The following is a 15,686-nucleotide window of genomic DNA, read 5'->3' on the forward strand; positions in this document are numbered from 1 at the left end:
CGCGCAGCTGTCAGGCGACGCCGAGCTTCGTGCGGGCCGCCCCGATCTTCGAGGGGATGTGGTCGGTGGGCCACATCCCCTCCGTCGGCCGGTACTCCTTGAGGACCTGCCGGGCCACCTGTCGCAGATGCACCTCGGTCGGGCCGTCCACCAGGCCCATCACCGGTGCGGTCACCCACATCTTGGCGAGCGGGGTGTCCTGGGTGACGCCGAGCGCGCCGTGGACCTGGATGGCCCGCTGCACGATGTCGTGCAGCACCTTGGGCGTGAGGAACTTGATCGCGCTGATGTCCTTGCGGCACTGCGCGTAGTCCTGCGTCTTCTCGATCTTCCAGGCGGTCTGCAGGACGAACAGCCGGAACTGGGTGAGTTGCGCGTAGGACTCGGCGACGTACGCCTGCACCGTCTCCCGCTCCGCGAGCAGCCGGCCACGGGTGGTGCGCGACAGCGCCCGCTCGCACATCATGTCCAGGGCACGCTGGGCCAGCCCCACGGTGCGCATCGCATGGTGGACCCGGCCGCCGCCGAGGCGGACCTGGGCGACCTCGAACGCCTTGCCCTCCTCCCCCAGCAGGGCCGTCGCGGGGACCCGGACGTCGTCGTAGTGGAGGTAGCCCTCGGATCCCTCCTCCGCCGGTTCGTGTATCAGGGCGAGATTGCGCTCGATGGTCAGTCCCGGGGTGTCGGTGGGCACCAGGAACATGGACATGCCGCCGTGCGGGCCGGCCTCCCTGTCCGTGTACGCCATGACGATGCAGAAGGTGGCGTAGCGGGCGTTGGAGGAGAAGAACTTCCGGCCACTGATGACCCATTCGTCGCCGTCGCGCACGGCGGTCGTCCCGAAGCCGGACACGTCGGCCCCGCCCTGCGGCTCGGTCATCGAGTAGCAGGAGAAGATCTCGCCGTCGAGCAGCGGCCGGAGGTAGGCGCGCTTCTGCTCCTCGGTGCCGAAGTGGGCGAGGATCTCCGCGTTCCCGGTGTCGGGCGCCTGGGTGCCGAAGATGACAGGGGCCCAGGTGGAACGGCCCAGAATCTCGTTGAGCAGGGCCAGTTTCACCTGGCCGTACCCCTGCCCGCCGAGGGCCGGCTCCAGATGGCAGGCCCACAGCTGCTGCTCGCGCACCTTCTGCTTGAGCGGGTCGACGATCTTGCGGTGCTCGTCGTCGAGCGGCTTGTAGTTGTCGTGCGGCCAGACCAGGTCCAGCGGTTCGATCTCCTCGCGGACGAACCCCTCGGCCCAGTCCAGCTTCTGCTGGAACGTGCGGTCCGTCTCGAAGTCCCAGGACATGTCGGCTCCTCTTCGGTGTGGCTGTGGTGCGGCGGTGGTGTGGCGGTGCGCCCGTGCCGCGACGCTCCGGGGCCGGTCGCCTTCTCCCCGTCGGCCCGCGGGACAGCCGGGAGGCGGCTGGCTGCGTGCGTCAGCGGCGGTCGGTCGTGCGGGTCAGTTCCGCGGCCTTGCGCATGAGTTCGAGGACCATCGGCCCGAACCGCGCGACCCGCTCGTCGGCCTCGCCCTTGGCGTAGCGGGCGACGCTGGCCTCGAGCACGATGGCCAGCTTGAAGCGGGCGAGCACCACGTAGTAGTCGATCTCGGTGACGTCCAGTCCGCTGACCGAGGCGTAGTGCTCCAGCAGGTCGTCCCTGGGAGGCATGCCCGCGTAGTCGAGGTAGCGGGACTCCGTCATGTCGTCGCCCTCGGGCGGCCAGGCCACCAGGACCCACCCGAGGTCGAGCAACGGGTCACCGATGGTGGCCATCTCCCAGTCGATGATCGCGGCGAGCTCGGCAGGGGCACCGTTCCGGAACATGACGTTGGCGAACTGGTAGTCGCCGTGCATGATGCCGGGCCGGAAGGAGGCGGGACGGTGGGCGCGCAGCCAGGCGGCGGCCTCGTCGAGCCCGGGCAGTTCGCGGAAGCCGAAGCCGGACAGGTGGGAGAGCCAGCGGTCGACCTGGCGGTCGAGGAAGCCGTCCGGTTTGCCGAAGCCTTCGAGACCGACGGCCTTCCAGTCGACGCGGGCCATCCTGGCGGCGCCGTCGACGAGCTCGCGGGCCAGTCCGGCACGCGCCCCGAGGCCGGTGTCGAAGGGAGCCGCCCAGCCACCCTGCATGGGGCTCCAGCCGTCGACGAGCTCCATGAGGTAGAAGGGCCTGTCGAGGACGTCAGCGCCGTCGCTGGCGGCCAGCAGCCGGGCGTGGGGGACGTCGGTGTCGGCGATGGCCTTCAGCAGCCGCGCCTCACGCATCAGGACCTTCGCCTGGCCGGGTGTCGCACGGCTCGGGCGACGCAGCGCGAGGGAGCTGCCGCCGCGGCTTATCTCGTACAGCTCATTCTGCGAACCCCCGGAAAGGGGCTTGATCCCGGCGAGCTCCCCCGCACCCGGCAGGGACTTCTTGTCCATCCAGCGGGAGAGGGTTGCGGCGTCCAACCCGGCCGTGCCGGCGGCTTCTTCGGTGGTCTTCTTCTGATCGGCCATACGCGGAAATCTAATGACCCGTCCCACAGAACGCAATTACTCGCAGGGAAAATAAAAAATGCACCCGCGGCGAGTGTTTCATTCCATGCGGAATTCTTCACCGTGCACGCGGATGCATTTTTTGGCTGACGGGCCGACCGGGGGCGGTCAGCCGGAGCGATCAGCCAAACAGGTCAGCCATCGGTCAGTCACATCGGTCAGCCGAGGGACTTATTGTTCCCCTTCACGATCATTCGGCACGGGGGAAGTTGAATACGCGCCTGGCATTCCACTCGACCATCTTGTGCACCTCGTCGTCCGGTACGCCCTCCATCAATTCGGTGACGTAACTACGGCTCTTGGGCCAGTTGGAGTCCGAGTGCGGGTAGTCGCACTCCCACATGATGTTGTCGATGCCGACCTTCTCGCGCCGGACGACGCCCTCCAGGTCGTCGATGAAGCAGCCGTAGAAGTGCTTGCGCCACAGGTCCGAGGGGCGGACCTTCTTGTCGACGTTCTGGTACCAGCGGTGCTTCTCCCAGGTGAGGTCGATGCGCTCCAGCAGGTAGGGCACCCAGCCGATGCCGCCCTCGGACAGGGCGATCTTCAACTCGGGGAACTTGTGGAACACCTGGGAGAACAGCAGGTCGGCCGTCGCGTCCATCGAGTTGGTGCCGAACAGCGAGATCATGACCGCCATCGGGGCCTCCGGGGAGGTGATCGGCGGCTTGCCCGAGGAGCCGAAGTGCATGCACAACGGCATCCCGGTCTCCTGCGCGGCCCGGAAGACCGGGTCCCAGTGGTCGGTGTAGAACGAGGGCAGGCCGAGGCCGACCGTGTTCTCCGGGAAGGTGATCGCCCGGGCGCCCTTGGCCGCACACCGGTAGATCTCCCGTGCCGCGGCCTCCGGGTCCCACAGCGGCAGAATGATCATGGGGATGATGCGGTCCGGGTACGCGGCGGCCCACTCGTCGAGCTGGAAGTCGTTCCAGGCCTGGACCGACAGCAGCGCAAGCTCCTTGTCCTTGCCCTCCAGGAACACCGTGCCGGAGAACCGGGGGAAGGACGGGAAGCACAGGGCGGCCTGGACGCCGTCGACGTCCATGTCGGCGATGCGGGCGTTCACGTCGTAGCAGCCGGGCAGCATGTCGGTGTAGCGGGTGGGGTCCATCCCGTACTCCTGGGGCCGCTTGCCGGCCACGGCGTTGAGCCCGATGTTCGGGTAGATGCGACCCTCGTACTGCCAGACCTCGGCGAGGCGCTTCTTGCCCTGCTCCCCGTGCCGGGCCGCGGTGAGGAGTACTGAGGACAGGCCCTCGTCCCCGGTCTCGTTGCTCATGTCCTTCTCGACGATGCGGGGGCCGGCGTCGACGAACTTCTTCGGCAGCCGGTCTGTCCACAGGGACGGGGGCTCGATCAGGTGGTCGTCCACCGAGATCAGTTGCATGTGGTCCTGAAGCGGCATGTTTCCTCCAAACTGGAGCCTCGGCGGGGCCTGCCCCGTCGGGACGGCGCGGCTCGGGGCCGCGCGCGATGATGCGTGGTACGGGGCCGCGGTGCGGCTCCGGCGCGGTCAGCTGTCCCTGCGCAGCAGGAGACAGCCGGCTTCGGGGCCGCCGCCGATACCGACGGCGGCGACGGCCAGGTCCTTGGGTGCCTGCCGGTCGCCCGCCTGGCCCCAGAGCTGGACGCACGCTTCGTGCAGAAAGCCGTAGCCGTGCAGACGGCCGGCCGACAGCTGACCGCCGTGCGGGTTGATGGGCAGGCTGCCCTCCAGCCGGTAGCGGTCGGTGTCGTCGAGGAACGGCCCGACCTTGCCGTGCTCGGCGAAGCCCAGGGCCTCGATCCACTGCGTGGTCAGATAGCTGAAGCCGTCGTAGAGCGTCGCGAGGTCCACATCGGCCGGTGTGAGGTCGGTGGTGTCCCACATGGCGGAGGCGGCGTCGTGGGCGGCCATGGTGGTCAGGTCCGGCCGCTGGTCCCAGGAGTGACGGGAGTACAGCGCGGATCCGGCCGCCTCGATGGCGATCGGTGTCTGCGCGAGACCGCCGCTCTCCTCCCGGCGGGAGAGGATCACCGCTGTCGCGCCGTCGCAGGGCACGTCGCAGTCGTACAGGCCGAGCGGCCAGGAGATGAGCCGGGCGCCGAGATAGTCGTCCATGGTCATCGGCTGCCGGTAGATCGCGTCCGGATTGCGGCCCGCGTTGGTGCGGGAGTTGATCACCAGCTTGCCGATCTGCTCCCTGGTGAGGCCGAAATCGTGCATGTAGCGCTGGGCGTACATGGCGATCCAGTTGGCGGGCGAGGCCGCCCCGAAGGGCATCCGGAACTCGCCGTGGCCTGAGGCCCGTCGGGCCTTGTCCGCGAGGGCCGAGGCCCTGCCCCCGGCCTGTGCCGTGGCCTCGCACACCGACCGGAAGCACAGCACGTGCGTGGCACGGCCGGTGGCGACGGCCGCGGCGGCGTCCAGCAGTGTGCCGATCTGGCCCGACGTCTCCACGGAGCTGGTGTGCCAGCGGGTGCGCAGCCCGAGGGCGTCCCGCACGTCGTGGGTGGTGGCGCCGACGAAGCCGGCCTCCGCGGCGACCGGGCCGGGGTAGCTCGCGACCCCGTCGATGGCGTCCCAGTCGAGGCCGGAGTGGTGCACGGCCCGCTCGGCGGCCTCCAGCGCGAGATCGATCCCGCTGCGTCCGATCCTGCGGCCGATCTGCGACTGTCCGACACCGGTGATGACAGCGCGGTCTTCGACGAAGGTCATGCGCTCACCGGCCTGAAGAAGGGAAGGGCCACGTCGTCCTGCTCGTCGAAGACCACCTCGACGGGCATCCCCACCTCGACGCGGGCGATGTCGCAGTCGACCAGACAGGTGGTGAGCCGGACATCCGGCTCGTCGTCCAGTTCGACGGCGGCGATGACATAGGGCGGGGGGAACGCCGGCAGCCAGGGATGGTGGTTGACCGTGTACGCCGCGACCTTGGCGCGTCCGGAGACGGCCTTCGGTCCGACCTCACGGCTGCGACAGCGAAAACAGGCGCCGACCGGGGGGTGGAACCAGCGTCCGCAGGACTCGCAGTGGTGGATGAGGAGCTTGCCCTCGAAACCACCGGTCCAGAACGCTCTCGATTCCTCCGTTACCTCCGGAAGTATGCGGCCCGGCTGTTCTGACATGGGTTTCCTCCGGGATCAACTGCGGCACCAGGTGCCGTCGTCGGCCTGGTGGACCCGGTGGGCCAACTCGTTGAGACCTCCGTGTCACCAGCCGCTCGGACCGTAACATCTGATGGTGGCGTCACGAAATAGTCGGGAGCTTCTTAACCCCGTAAACACGCGATTTAGTCGCCTTACGTCGGAGTCCGGGGAGGTTTCACGTCCCAGTCCCGCCGCTCCTATGGACCACTCTCTGACAGTCGTGTATGAACATCACGAGTCACGGACGTCCGTGCGCCGCCTTACGGCCCGCGAAGGACGGAAGCGTCAGAAGAGCCCGCGCCTCTCGCTCGTTCCCTCGCCTATCGACAGCCAGGGCCGAGCGTCATAATGTACACAGCGTCAGATTTTCTGACAGTCGACAGGTTGCCACCGATCGGGCCGCCCCGCAGGGCGGCCGGATTCGGGCGCAGCGGAAGGAGTCGTGCCATGGCCGAAGTCATGAGTGGTATCCGGGTCGTGGAAGTGGCCGCCTGGACCTACGTACCGGTGGCCGGCGCCATCCTCACCGAGTGGGGCGCAGACGTCATCAAGATCGAGCACCCGGAGTCCGGCGACCCCCAGCGCGGTCTGGTGACGTCGGGCCTGGTCCCCGCCGGTGGCGTCAACCACATGTTCGAGCTGCCCAACCGGGGCAAGCGCAGTGTGGGCCTCGACCTCAAGTCCCCACAGGGACACGCCACACTGATGAAGCTGGTCGCCGAGGCCGACGTCTTTCTCACCAACTTCCGCCCCGCGGCGCGCAAAAAGCTCGGCATCGATGTCGAGGACGTGCGCGCGCACAACGACCGCATCGTCTACGTCCGGGGCTCCGCCGCCGGACAGCGGGGACCGGAGAGCGAGCTGGGCGGCTACGACCTGACCTCCTTCTGGGCCCGCAGCGGAGCCGCCGAGAACGTCAGCCCGGTCGCCCTGGGCTACCCGGTGACCATGCCGGGCCCGGCGTTCGGCGACGTCATGGGCGGACTCACCCTGGCCGGGGCGGTCTCCTCCGCGCTGCTGCACCGCGAGCGCACCGGCGAGGCGCTCACCGTCGACGGCTCGCTGCTGGCCATGGGCGCCTGGGCCATGGGCGCCACCATCGCGGGAGCCCACGCCTTCGCGATCGACGAGATGCCCAAGTCGACGCCCGACCGTCCGGCCAACCCCATGGTGAACAGCTACCGCACCGCGGACGGGCGCTACATCGCGATCGTCATGATGGAGAGCGACCGCTTCTGGCCCGAGCTCATGCACGTCCTCGGCAGCCCCGAACTCATCGACGACCCGCGCTTCGACAGCCACGCCAAGCGCATGGCGAACACCGCCGGCTGCACCGAAGCGCTCGCCACCGGCTTCGCGAAGAAGACCCTCGCCGAGTGGCGAAAGATCCTCCAGCACATCAACGGCGCCTGGGCCCCTGTGCAGCGCCCCCGCGAAGTGGTGACCGATCAGCAGATCCTCGCCAACGACATCATCGCCGACGTGACGGACGCGAGCGGCAAGGACTTCAAGCTGGTCTCCGCGCCCGTGCAGTTCGACGAGCGTCCCGGCACGGTGCGCAGGGCCCCCGAGCACGGTGAACACACGGACGAGGTGCTGCAGGAACTGGGCCTGTCCATGGAGGAGATCATCGATCTGAAGGTGGCGGGAGCCGTTCTCTAGGCCGTGTCAGCGAAGTCCCGCCGGGACCGAAGCCCACCCGTCCGACTCCTTGTCTCCGGACACCGCGCGGCCGGTACCCCCGGGCGCACCCGAACACATCAAGAGGTGAGACACATGACCACGTCATCCGCGGAACCCACCGCGGTCGGCGCGAGCGCCACGCCGTACGAAGTCCGCGTGGAGCAGGGCAAGATCCGCGAGTTCGCGACCGCCATGCAGTCCGACAACCCCTCCTACCAGGGTGCGGACGCGGTGATCCCGCCGACCTTCCTGACCTCGGCCGTGCGCTGGGCCCCCGAGGGCGGCCGGATCGACACCGGCTTCGTCCGGGCCCGGCTGCTCCACGGCGAGCAGGAGTACGTCTTCCACGGCCCACCGCCCGAGGCCGGTGCCGTGCTGGTGGCACGGGAAAGGCTCGTGGAGCGGTACTCGAAGGCCGGGCGCCGCGGCGGCGAGATGCGCTTCGCGGTGGTCGTCACCGAATTCCGCTCGACCGCAGGCGAGTTGCTCGCCGAGGCACGGGCGACCCTTATCGAGACAGCACCGAAGGAGGCAGGCCATGAGTGAGAGCACGGAGACGATCGTCGTCGGCACCAAGGCCGGGCCCCGCGAATTCGGCCCGCTGACCACCCAGATGTTCGTCCGCTACTCGGGGGCGTCGGGAGACCTGAACCCGATGCACTACGACGACCGGCAGGCCCGCGCGGCCGGGTACCCCTCGGTCTTCTCCCAGGGCATGCACCAGGCGGCGCTCCTCGCCACCTTCGCCACCGACTGGCTCGGCGCGCGCGGAGTGCGGCGGTTCCAGGTGCGATTCCGCGAACAGGTGTGGCCCGATGACGTGCTGAGCTGCTCCGGCGAGGTCACCGAGGTCCAGCCGTCCGATGACGGTGCGCAACTGGTCACCGTCGCGCTGACCTGTGCACGGCAGACCGGCGGCGTCGCCATCAGCGGCAGCGCCGACTTCGTCGTACCGTCCGGCACCTAGGCCGCGATGCCGACATCGACACCGGCGGGCCCACCCGGCCCCGGCAGAGGGCTCCGGGCACCCACCCTGCCCGGCCCGGGGTCCGCCGTCCGCCGCACCAGCTACGGTCCGACCAGTCCCGAGGTGGGTGCCAGGGGCGCCCACACCCGGCGCAGGATCGTCGACGCCTCACTGGGCCTCTTCGACGAGCTCGGCCTCCACCACACCTCCGTCGAGGCGATCGCACGCGCCGCCGGAGTCTCTCGTGCCACGCTCTACCAGTACTTCCCGGGCAAGGACCAGATCTTCCTGGAACTCATGGACGAGTGTGCCCGCGCCCTGGTGCGGGTCGCACGGCGGATCGGCGAGCTCGGACCCACCGAGATCGGCTTCGACAACCTCAACTGGTGGCTGGGCGAGTGGAGCTGGGTCTTCGACAAGTACCGGACGATGTTCGTGCAGTGGTCCCTGGTGGCCTCGGCCGACCCCGCGGTGCAGCCCGAGGTCATCCACTTCGTCGAGGGCTACAACCACCGCATGGCCGCGCGGCTGGAGGCCGCCGACGTGTCCGGCGTGGACCCGGAGTCCGCCGCCGTGGCAATGACCGCGGTGGTCCACCGGCTGCACCTGTACCGGCACACCGGCCGGGTGTACGAGGCCGGCGGCCAGGAGCTGACGCAGGCCCTGTCTGTCTTCCTCCAACTGGTGCTGTTCCCGCACACCCCGACCGAGGTGCTGCTCCCCTTCCTCTCCCCCGTCACGCCGTACACGCCGGCCGTTCCCCCGCCGCCCGAGTGCGAGGCGCTCTCGCTGCGCACGCGGGTGCGCGGCCTCAGCCCGCGTGCGGTCGCGACGGTCGAGCGGCTGGTGGCGGCGGCGGCGCAGCAGTTCGCCGCGAAGGGCTACCACCGGACGAACGTCGACGACATCGTGGCGGCGGCAGGCCTCGCGCGCGGCACCTTCTACAAGTACTTCCACGAGAAGCAGGACCTGCTGCACACCGTGTGTGTCGAGGCGACGGCCGCGACGGTCGAACTGGCCGGCCGGCTGCGCCGGGTCGACGTCTTCGACGACGCGGCGCTGCGCCCGTGGCTGCGGGACTTCGTGCGCTTCCTGGACCACTACCGCGGATCGGTGGACGTGTGGTCGGAGCGGCTGGCGGAGGGCGGGGTGATCGTCGCGCTGGGGGCACACGCCCAGGGGGTACTGGACCAGGCACTGCTGGAGGTGCTGACCTCCGCGCGGCGTGACTACCCCTTCGATCCGCTTGCAGGAACACTGCTGTTCCGCGCCCTGCTGACCCGCGTGCCGGAGGCCCTGCGCGAGGAGACCGAGATTCCCATGGCCGAGGAGCAGATCATCGACCTGCTGGTCTTCAGTGTGCGCCGGGGGTTCTTCAGCCACCTTGCCGTACCACTCATCTGACACCTTCGACATTTCGATACGGTCCACGTGGCGGGGTAACAAAACCCACGTGGCGGGGTAACAAAACAGTGAATAACACCTGTTCCTGTTACACCCCTGTACACCACGCGATCAACGTGTTTCCATATTTCTGACAGCTCTGTCATTTAGCGTCTCGGGCGCGGGAGAGGAATTCCGACATGGACATCAGCCGGGTATCGGCACTCGTGACTGGCGGCGCCGGCGGGCTCGGCGAGGCCACGGTCCGCAGGCTCGCGGCCGAGGGCACAGCCGTCGTCGTCGCGGACCTGGACGACGACCGGGGTAAGGCCCTCGCGGCGGATCTGGGCGACCGGGCCACCTACGTCCGCACGGACGTCCTGGACGAGGAGAGCGTGCGCGGCGCGATCGCGGCGGCCCAGGAGATGGCCCCGCTGGGCATCACGGTCAACGCCCACGGCGGCGCGGCGGGTGCCTCCCGCGTCGTGGGCAAGGATGGCGAACCCGCCTCCTTCGAGCAGTTCCAGTGGTATATCAACCTGTTCCTCAACGGCACGTTCAACGTGCTGCGGCTGACCGCGGCGGCGATGGCGGCGAACCCCGCCGACGAGGCGGGCAACCGGGGTGTCGTGGTCAATACGGCGAGCATCGCCGCCTATGAGGGCCAGATCGGCCAGACCGCGTACGCCGCCGCCAAGGCCGGCGTCGTCGGCCTGACCCTTCCTGCCGCCCGCGACCTCACCAAGGCGGGTGTACGGGTCATGGCCATCGCGCCCGGCACCTTCTTCACCCCCGCGTTCCGTATGGACCGCGAGACGGCCGAGCAGCGCTGGGGCTCAGGGGTCCCCTTCCCGCAGCGTATGGGAAGCCCCTCCGAGTACGCCGCGCTCGTGGCGCACATCGCCTCCAACGACTACCTCAACGGTGAGGTCATCCGCCTCGACGGAGCGCTGCGCTTCGGACCGAAGTGACGGCCGTGCCACCCGCCCGTCCTCACCACCCCGTTTCGAGCAGCCGCGATCGGACGACCTCACCATGAGCATTTCGCTGATCCTCGAGATGGCCCTCGCCGGCCATCCCGGCCGGCCGGTGGTCACCGCCGACGACGTGACCCTGACCTGTGAGCAGTTCACCGAGTCGGTCGCCGGCGCCGGAAGCGTCCTGCGCGACCACGGCGCCCGCCATGCCGTCTTCCTCGCCGGGTCCGGAATCGAACAGGCCACGATGCTGTTCGCCGCGGCCCACGCGGGCATCCCGTTCTCACCGCTCAACTACCGGCTCGGCAAGGAACAGCTGACGTCACTGATCCGCCGCATCGAGGGCGCGGTCGTCATCGCCGACCCGCGGTATCTCCCCGCGGTGGCCGACGCCGGGGCCCCGGTCCTGGCGCTGGACGAGTTCCGGGACCTGACCGTCGCGCGGGCCAGGGACCCCTTGCCCGCGGCCGATGTCGACGCCGATGATCCCGCGGTGGTTCTGTTCACCAGCGGGACCACCTCCGCGCCCAAGGGTGTCGTGCTGCGCCACAGCCATCTGCTGAGCTACGTGATGGGCACCGTCGAGTTCGACTCGGCCGACGGGAGCGACGCGGCCCTCATCAGCGTGCCGCCGTACCACGTCGCCGGCACAGGTACGGTGCTGACCAACCTGTACGCGGGCCGCCGCCTGGTGTACCTGCCGGACTTCGAGCCCGGCCGCTGGCTCGGCCTCGCCCGCGGTGAGGGGGCGACGTCCGCGATGGTGGTGCCCACCATGCTGGAGCGCATCGTCCGCCACCTGGACGGGGCTCCCGCCGTGATCCCCACCCTCAGGTCCCTCTCGTACGGTGGTGCCCGCATGCCGCGTCCCTTGCTGGAGGCCGCGCTGCAGGCGCTGCCCGACGTGGGTTTCGTCAACGCGTACGGGCTGACCGAGACCAGCTCGACCATCGCCCTGCTGGGCCCCGAGGACCACCGGGCCGCGCTGGAGAGCGACGATCACGCCGTGCGGGCGAGGCTCGGCTCGATCGGGCAGCCGGTGCCGGGGGTCGAGGCCGTCGTACGCCGGCCGGACGGCTCGCCGGCCGCCGTCGGGGAGCAGGGCGAACTGTGGGTGCGGGGCCCGCAGATCTCCGGCGAGTACCTCGGCACGGGATCGGCTCTGGACGCGGACGGCTGGTTCCCCACCCGTGACCTCGCCCACCAGGACGCGGAGGGCTATCTGTTCGTCGTCGGACGCACGGACGACACCATCATCCGCGGCGGCGAGAACATCGCCCCGGCCGAGATCGAGGACGTCCTGGTGGAGCACCCGGAAGTGAGCTCCGTCGTTGTCGTCGGGGTGCCGGACGAGCAATGGGGCCAGGCGATCCTCGCCGCCGTGGTGCCCGCTCCGGGGGCCGTGGGGCAGGCGGAGGAGCTACGCGCCTACGTCCGCGCGCGACTGCGCGGTTCACGCACCCCCGACCACATCGTCTTCCGGGAAGAACTGCCGACGACGGCCACCGGGAAGATCCTTCGCAAGGACATCGTCGTGGGATTCGTCGCCACGGCGGAGAACGGAGAGAACCAGTGCTGAAGCCCGGAGTCCGACTGCGCAGCCAGTGCTGCCAGACAGAGGTCATCGTCGTCCGCGCGGCCGGCGACCCGGAGGTCCGCTGCGGCGGTCACCCGATGATCGACCTGACCGCGACGCCCGCCGAGGGGCTCGTCTCCTCCTCCGACCTCTCCGGGGGCAGCGCCCTCGGCAAGCGGTACACGGACCCGAACGGGAGCGTCGAACTCCTCGTCACCCACGCGGGGGCAGGCTCCTTGTCGCTCGGGGCCCTCGCCCTCGCGCAGAAGACCGCCAAGCCGCTGCCGTCCAGCGACTGACCGTCGGAGGACGCGTGTGCGTGGGCCGGAAGGAAACCCTTCCGGCCCGCGCACACGCGTCGGCGCGCACTCAGCCGACCGGCGCCGGGGTCTCCGGTTCGGCGGCGGGCGCCGGCTTGCGGATCCCCGTCGCGCTGCGCCCACCGAGCACGAGGACGGCGACCGAGATGAGACCCCAGGTGAGGAAGCCCAGCCACCCGATGGCGTTGGTCCCGAGCGCCCCGAGAACGCCCGCGATGGTGAACGGCGCGATGACATTGGTGAGGCGTCCGACCGAGTAGCCGATGCCGCTGCCACGCGCGCGCAGGTCGGTGGGGAACTGCTCGGCGGCGTACACGGCGATCAACGGCAGCCCCGTACCCACGGTGAACTGGACGACCACGCCCGCGAGGACGATCGCGGCCTGGTTCGTCGAGAGCCCGAAGACGGCCATGGCGACGGCGGCCACCGACATGAAGCCGACGATGCCCGCGCGGCGTGGGAAGCGGTGCCCGAGCAGGACCGTGACGGCCGAGCCGCACACCGCGCCGTAGAGCATCGTCGAGGACATCGACAACGCCTCGTCCGGGGTGAAACCGCGCATGCCGAGCAGGGTCGGTGTCCAGCTGTTCATGATCTGCATGCCGAGCGAGTGGCAGACCCACACGATCATCACCATGACCATCCCGAACAGCAGCCGCCCCCGGAAGAGTTCGCCGGGCCTGCCGTTCCCCTCCGTCTCCGGCCCATCGAGTGGTGTGGGCACCGGGACGGGGAGCGGGGCTCCCTTCCGCCGTTCGAGGTCGCGCTCGATGGCACCGAGCACCGCCTCCGCCTCGTCCTCGCGGCCCTCGGCGGCGAGCCAGCGCGGGGACTCGGGGATCGCGCGGATCGTGGGCAGCGCGATCAGCCCGAGGATGCCGACGGCGAAGATCACGCGCCAGCCGTTCTCGCCCATCGGGATCACAGCGCGCGCGAGGTGGGTCAGCCCGATCGAGCCGACGGCGCCGCAGCCGATCCCGAGGCCGAGGCCGAACGCCCGGCGGCGCGGGGCGAACACCTCGGTGAGGTAGACAATCATGCTGATGTAGGTGAGCCCGAGGCCGATCCCGGCGATGAAGCGTATCCCCACGAGCATCGGCACGTTGACCGAGAGGGCACTGAGGCCGGAGAAGACCGACATCAGGACGATGCCCCAGGTGAGCATCTGCCGTCGGCCGTGCCGGTCGCCCCGCCCTGCGATGACCGAGCCGACGAGGAGACCGAGGTACATCGAGGAGATGACGAAGGCGACACCGTCGAGGTTCGTGTGGAGCCGCTCGGGCAGCAAGGGGGCGACCATGCCCGCGGCCGTCTGGTCGCCGACCTCGAAGAGGAAGACGACGACCGCGCAGATCAGCACGCGACGGTGGAACGGGCCATGGGGGAGGCGGTCGAGCCGGGCCGCGATCAGCTCGCGGTACTGCGGGGGTGCGGAGCCGGTTGGCATGACATTTCCCTCCAGGAGAAAAACACACAGCGTCAGAAAATAACCAGGCGCACGACGCTCGGGCAAGAGTCATGCGCATCAGCAGCGTTTTTCTAAGGCAGGACCTCTCCACAAATGACGCACTAGTTAGATAGATTGTCGGGATGACGGACTCCCCTCAACTCCCGGCGCCAGTGCTGTGCGGCTCGTACGCCTCCCTCGGTGAGGCGCTGGCCGCCGCGGCCTCGCAGTTCGGCTCCCGCGAGGCCTATGTGGACGGCGGCGAGCGGATCAGCTTCGCCGAGTGGAACCGACAGGCGGACGCGGTCGCCGGCGAGCTGGCCGCGCGCGGTGTGGTGCGGGGCGACGTCGTCGCGCTCATGCTGCCCTCGGGCGCCGCCTACGCGGTGGCCTACGCGGCGGTGGTGCGCCTGGGCGCCGTCGTCACCGGGCTCAACACCCGCCTCGGCCCGCGCGAGACGCGCGCCGTCCTCGACCGCTGCCGCCCGGTGCTCGTCATCCGGGACGAGGAGGGCGGCCTCCCCGGGGTCACGCAACCGGTGCTCTCCGCAAAGGCGTTGAACACCGCGCGGCACACAGACGCGCGTCCGCGCGCACTTCCCGGGCTCACCAGGGCGGACCCCGCGGTGATCATCTGGACGAGCGGGACGACGGGCACCCCCAAGGGCGCCTGGTACGACCACGCCGGCCTGGAGGCCGCGGTGTGGACCTCGGGCGTGATGAGCGCGCCCTTCGACCGCAAGCTCGTCGCGACGCCCTTCGCGCACGCCGGCTATATGGCGAAGGTCTGGGACCAGCTCGCGTGGGGGACGACCCTCGTCATCGGCAGAGTGCCGTGGAGGGCCGCGGAGATGGCGGAGATACTGGGCACCGAGCGGATCACAGTCGCGGGCGGCGTGCCCACCCAGTGGACCAAGCTGCTCGAGCTCCCGGACTCCGCGCGGGCTCCGTGGCCGCACCTGCGCCTGGGGATCTCGGCCACCGCCCCGGCCGCGCCCGAGCTGGTACGCCGCGTCAACAGGGCCCTCGGGGTGCCTCTCGTCGTGCGGTACGCGATGACGGAGTCCCCCAGCATCAGCGGCACGGAGCCGGTTGACCCGCCCGAGGTGCAGTTCCGTACGGTGGGCCGCCCGCAGTCCGGCGTCGAGGTTCTGGTCGTCGACGAGGAGGAGCGCCCGCTGCCCGCGGGAGAAACAGGCGCGGTGCGGGTGCGCGGGACCGCGGTGATGCGCGGGTACTGGCGCGATCCCGAGCGGACGGCGGACGCCCTGGACGACGGGGGCTGGCTGCGCACGGGCGACGTCGGCCGGTTCACCGAGGAGGGAAACCTGGTCCTGACGGGACGTTCCTCGGACGTCTACATCCGCGGCGGGTACAACGTGCACCCTCTGGAGGTCGAGAACGTGCTGAGCGAGCACCCGGAGCTCGCGCGGGTGGCCGTGGTGGGGTCGGCGGCGCCGGTCATCGGGGAGATCGGCGTCGTGTTCGCGGTGCCGGCCGATCCCCGACGACCTCCAGGACTGGCCGAGTTGAGGGAGTTCTGCCGACGGCAGCTGGCCGACTACAAGGCGCCGGACCGCCTGGAACTCGTCGACGCGCTGCCGCTGACGTCGATGCTCAAGATCGACCGCCGAGCCCTGCGGGACCTGGCCGCGAAGCTGCCCCCGCAGCGACGCTGAGCGCAGAGC

14 protein-coding genes are annotated in these 15,686 nt (G+C 69.8%); 8 read left to right on the forward strand and 6 right to left on the reverse strand.

The window, feature by feature from the left end:
- Window positions 1–10 precede the first annotated feature (10 nt).
- The 5 genes from ACIREO_RS06855 to ACIREO_RS06875 all read right to left on the reverse strand — a co-directional run bounded on the left by ACIREO_RS06855 (window position 11) and on the right by ACIREO_RS06875 (window position 5,624).
- A complete protein-coding gene (locus tag ACIREO_RS06855) occupies window positions 11–1,288 on the reverse strand; it encodes an acyl-CoA dehydrogenase family protein (RefSeq protein ID WP_404106088.1) in 1,278 nt (425 codons plus the stop codon).
- 130 nt (window positions 1,289–1,418) lie between these two features.
- Window positions 1,419–2,477 (reverse strand): phosphotransferase family protein, encoded by a 1,059-nt coding sequence (locus ACIREO_RS06860; protein ID WP_404106090.1) that lies wholly within the window; start codon window positions 2,475–2,477, stop codon window positions 1,419–1,421.
- Window positions 2,478–2,706: 229 nt separating this feature from the next.
- Window positions 2,707–3,921, reverse strand: a complete 1,215-nt coding sequence (locus ACIREO_RS06865; RefSeq protein WP_404106093.1) for an amidohydrolase family protein — start codon at window positions 3,919–3,921, stop codon at window positions 2,707–2,709.
- Window positions 3,922–4,029: 108 nt separating this feature from the next.
- A complete protein-coding gene (locus ACIREO_RS06870) occupies window positions 4,030–5,214 on the reverse strand; it encodes a thiolase family protein (protein ID WP_404106095.1) in 1,185 nt (394 codons plus the stop codon).
- Window positions 5,211–5,624, reverse strand: coding sequence for a Zn-ribbon domain-containing OB-fold protein (locus tag ACIREO_RS06875; protein WP_404106097.1), 414 nt, complete (start codon window positions 5,622–5,624; stop codon window positions 5,211–5,213). Before ACIREO_RS06875 ends, ACIREO_RS06870 begins: the two co-directional genes overlap by 4 nt.
- 468 nt (window positions 5,625–6,092) lie before the next feature.
- Here ACIREO_RS06875 and ACIREO_RS06880 point away from each other — a divergent pair, with 468 nt between their 5' ends.
- The 7 genes from ACIREO_RS06880 to ACIREO_RS06910 all read left to right on the forward strand — a co-directional run bounded on the left by ACIREO_RS06880 (window position 6,093) and on the right by ACIREO_RS06910 (window position 12,530).
- Window positions 6,093–7,307, forward strand: coding sequence for a CaiB/BaiF CoA transferase family protein (locus ACIREO_RS06880; RefSeq protein WP_404106100.1), 1,215 nt, complete (start codon window positions 6,093–6,095; stop codon window positions 7,305–7,307).
- A gap of 114 nt (window positions 7,308–7,421) precedes the next feature.
- The gene (locus ACIREO_RS06885; RefSeq protein WP_404106102.1) at window positions 7,422–7,874 is read left to right on the forward strand and encodes a MaoC family dehydratase N-terminal domain-containing protein; all 453 of its coding nucleotides are present in this window, start codon (window positions 7,422–7,424) and stop codon (window positions 7,872–7,874) included.
- The gene (locus tag ACIREO_RS06890; RefSeq protein WP_404106105.1) at window positions 7,867–8,295 is read left to right on the forward strand and encodes a MaoC/PaaZ C-terminal domain-containing protein; all 429 of its coding nucleotides are present in this window, start codon (window positions 7,867–7,869) and stop codon (window positions 8,293–8,295) included. The genes ACIREO_RS06885 and ACIREO_RS06890 overlap by 8 nt, the downstream gene beginning before the upstream one ends.
- A gap of 6 nt (window positions 8,296–8,301) precedes the next feature.
- Entirely contained in the window at window positions 8,302–9,699 is a 1,398-nt protein-coding gene (locus tag ACIREO_RS06895) for a TetR/AcrR family transcriptional regulator (protein WP_404106108.1), read from the forward strand.
- Between the two features lie 179 nt (window positions 9,700–9,878).
- On the forward strand, window positions 9,879–10,649 hold the full coding sequence (locus ACIREO_RS06900; RefSeq protein ID WP_404106110.1) for an SDR family NAD(P)-dependent oxidoreductase: 771 nt from the start codon (window positions 9,879–9,881) through the stop codon (window positions 10,647–10,649).
- 64 nt (window positions 10,650–10,713) lie between these two features.
- Window positions 10,714–12,234, forward strand: coding sequence for a class I adenylate-forming enzyme family protein (locus tag ACIREO_RS06905; protein WP_404106112.1), 1,521 nt, complete (start codon window positions 10,714–10,716; stop codon window positions 12,232–12,234).
- Window positions 12,228–12,530: a hypothetical protein gene (locus ACIREO_RS06910; protein WP_404106115.1), complete on the forward strand. Its 303-nt coding sequence runs from the start codon at window positions 12,228–12,230 to the stop codon at window positions 12,528–12,530. The genes ACIREO_RS06905 and ACIREO_RS06910 overlap by 7 nt, the downstream gene beginning before the upstream one ends.
- Window positions 12,531–12,600: 70 nt before the next feature.
- Here the strand turns inward: ACIREO_RS06910 and ACIREO_RS06915 are convergent, their stop codons facing one another.
- Complete coding sequence (locus tag ACIREO_RS06915) at window positions 12,601–13,998, reverse strand: MFS transporter (RefSeq protein ID WP_404106118.1); 1,398 nt, start codon at window positions 13,996–13,998, stop codon at window positions 12,601–12,603.
- A 143-nt stretch (window positions 13,999–14,141) separates the two neighbouring features.
- Between ACIREO_RS06915 and ACIREO_RS06920 the strand changes: the two genes are divergently transcribed.
- Complete coding sequence (locus tag ACIREO_RS06920; protein WP_404106121.1) at window positions 14,142–15,677, forward strand: class I adenylate-forming enzyme family protein; 1,536 nt, start codon at window positions 14,142–14,144, stop codon at window positions 15,675–15,677.
- The last annotated feature ends 9 nt before the right edge of the window (window positions 15,678–15,686 follow it).

The sequence above is a fragment of the Streptomyces sp. NPDC102441 genome (assembly GCF_044765585.1).
Classification (GTDB): Bacteria; Actinomycetota; Actinomycetes; order Streptomycetales; family Streptomycetaceae; genus Streptomyces.